Source organism: Halomonas sp. BC2, from assembly GCF_002078115.1.
Classification (GTDB): Bacteria; Pseudomonadota; Gammaproteobacteria; order Pseudomonadales; family Halomonadaceae; genus Vreelandella; species Vreelandella stevensii.
Genome location: NZ_LFGT01000023.1, coordinates 138,295 through 140,956 on the forward strand (window position 1 = coordinate 138,295; position 2,662 = coordinate 140,956).

General features: G+C 65.6%; 3 protein-coding genes. 1 reads left to right on the forward strand and 2 read right to left on the reverse strand.

The features are described from left to right. Together B7L71_RS14330 and B7L71_RS14335 are read right to left on the reverse strand one after the other, a co-directional pair. Positions 1 to 1,071 (reverse strand): chorismate-binding protein (locus tag B7L71_RS14330; RefSeq protein WP_249273273.1); only part of this gene is annotated, 1,071 nt, incomplete at its 3' end. A gap of 6 nt (positions 1,072 to 1,077) precedes the next feature. Beyond that, the gene (locus B7L71_RS14335) at positions 1,078 to 1,560 is read right to left on the reverse strand and encodes a DoxX family membrane protein (RefSeq protein ID WP_054641826.1); all 483 of its coding nucleotides are present in this window, start codon (positions 1,558 to 1,560) and stop codon (positions 1,078 to 1,080) included. A gap of 186 nt (positions 1,561 to 1,746) precedes the next feature. Here B7L71_RS14335 and menA point away from each other — a divergent pair. Then, positions 1,747 to 2,662 (forward strand): 1,4-dihydroxy-2-naphthoate octaprenyltransferase (gene menA, locus B7L71_RS14340; protein WP_081138775.1); only part of this gene is annotated, 916 nt, incomplete at its 3' end.

Here is a 2,662-nt window from a genome sequence, read left to right on the forward strand (position 1 = left end):
ACGGCGGGCGTGGGCGGTAGCACGGCGAGCAGCTGCTGGTCGGTGATGAAGGGGTGCAGCTCGGCGTGAATTTCGCGGCGAATATGCTGCACGGACCGCAGCGGCACCACGTGGGCCTCGCCCCATCTCCAGGCGCTGGGCCAGCGGCTCCAGCTGGGTCAGCAGCTGCTGATACACGCACTGGTTTTCCAGGCCGTTCTTTTTATCGGCCAGCAGCGCCCCGGCGAGCGCTTCGTCCTGCGCCGTGTCACGCCCCCGCCGGGTCGTACCGGCCAGTGCCTCCGTGATCAGCTGCTGGCCCTGGCGGCGGTAGAGCCGTTCGGGGGAGCAGCCAATCAGCGCCGTACCGGGCGCCCACTGCACCCCGAAATGAAAGCAGTGCCGCGCTTCGGCCTGCCAGCGCCCCAGCAAGGCCCAGGGGCTGAGCACGCGCTCGGCGGTCAGGCAGGTTTCTCGGGAAAGCACCACTTTGGGAAGCTGCTGCAGCCGTTCGGGCTGGGACACCTGCGATACCCAGCGGCCCCACTCCCGCCGCGTGGGCGTATCACACCGCTGGTAGCTGCCATGGGCCACCGGGGGCAGCGGCTGTTCCGGGACGATGGCCGCCAGGCACGCCTGGGCGGCGGCCAGCTCTTCGGCGGGAGGGTGGTCATCGAAGCGCAGGTTCACGGAAAGCGTACACCGCCCCTGCTGACGCTTGAGCAGCACCCGGGGCAGTATGAAGCGGCAGTCACCAAACCCGGGCCAACCCGCCGCCTGGGCATCGAAGGCTACCCCGCCGAAATAGTCGGGCGAGCCGCTGGCGGGCTGGGCCTGAGCTTGAGCCTGCATATCGACCTGCAGCGCCACCAGAGAGTCAAACGCCCGCGCTTCGCCCAGCACGGCATAGCCCGCCGCCGAGGCCTCGCGCGGCTGCCAATAAAGGCGGGGCGTCACGCGCTGTGCGTTCAACCACCCCACCAAATCCTCCACCTCGCAGGGCACGCTCAGGCTCTGCGTACCCCGGCATGCCAAAAGGTCCAGCGCCGACAGCTGTGCTGCCAGCGCCTTCGCGGCCTGGATCACCTGCATAGCAAACTACTTCCCTGACAACCGATGCCTGATATAGGGTAGCACCCAGCGGTCGCCGCCATAGCGCCCGGCGTTGGCACCGGCCACCAGCAGGAAAAAGCTCAGGGCGATCATCCAGGGGTTGGTGGACACCGTGCCCGCCATCAAGAACGACATGTTCATGACGATGGCAAAGAAAGCGGCATAGCAGGTCAACACGCCCACGATCAGCCCCAGCCCCACCAGCACTTCCCCCAGCGGGATTATCACGTTGATCACATCCGCATACGGCAGCGCGACATGCTCCAGAAACGCCACGTAGTTGGGGTAGACCACGCTGCCTTCGCGCATGACCGGGTTGGCCACGGCATTGCTCAAAAACCCTTCGGCATTGAAGCCGCCGGTCATCTTGCCGATGCCCAGGGTCAGCCAGGTAATGCCCAGGTACAGCCTCAGCAGTAGCCAAACCAGGGCAGCATATTTGTTTTGTCTGAAAAACTCGCCGATCATCGCGTAGACTCCTGCCACGTTCACTTTCAGGGGGAAGCCCCAGTGTGCGTCAGGACAGATACCTCTTTTTTGACCCAGGTCGTGGTTTTTGCCATTAATGGTACAGAGTCGAATGTTCACTCTGCCCGATGGCTACACCGACCGGCCACGCTGACCAGTTCAGCGACTGCAACAGGAATGCTCACCATGGAACACACCGCCCCACACCGCCCACTCCATGCCTGGTTGCTCGCCGCACGGCTGCGCACCCTGCCGCTGGCCTGCGCCTCGATCCTGCTGGGTTCGGGCATGGCGGCGCAGGCGGGTGGCTTTCAGGGTGGGGTGCTGCTGCTGTCGCTGCTCACGGCCATTCTGCTGCAGGTGCTTTCCAACCTGGCCAACGATTATGGCGATGCCCAATCGGGGGTGGACGATGCTAGCCGCACCGGCCCCGTGCGGGCGGTGGCCAGTGGGCTATTGACCCCAGACGCCATGCGCCGGGGCATGCTGCTCACCGGGCTGGCGGCGACCATATCGGGGTTGTCGCTGCTGTTCGTCGCTTTTGGCAGCGACCTGCGCAGCTGGCTGGTATTCGTGCTGCTGGGGGCCGCGTCCTTGCTGGCGGCCATCACTTACACCGTGGGGCTGGGCGGCAAACCGTATGGCTATCGTGGGCTGGGGGATGTGGCGGTGTTCGTGTTTTTTGGGCTGCTGGGCGTACTGGGAACCCTCTATTTGCATACCCAGAGCCTGAGCGGGCTGGCCATACTGCCCGCCGCCGTGTGCGGCTTGCTGGCCACCGCCGTGCTCAACGTCAATAACGTGCGCGACATCCACAGCGATGCCCGCCACGGCAAGATGACGCTGGCCGTGAGGCTGGGCAAACGGCGGGCCATTCTCTACCACTGGGCGCTTCTGGGCGCCGCCCTGCTGCTGACGCTGGGGTATCTGCTGTGGCTGCCCGTGCCCTGGGTGGGCTGGAGCTGCCTGGTGGTGGCCAAGCCGCTCTACGACGCCGGGCGCACGCTCAGCCGCACCGAGGATGGCGAGCAGCTAACGGGCATGCTCAAGAAAACCGCGCTTTCCACGCTGGTTTACAGCCTGCTGCTCGCGGTGGGGCTAG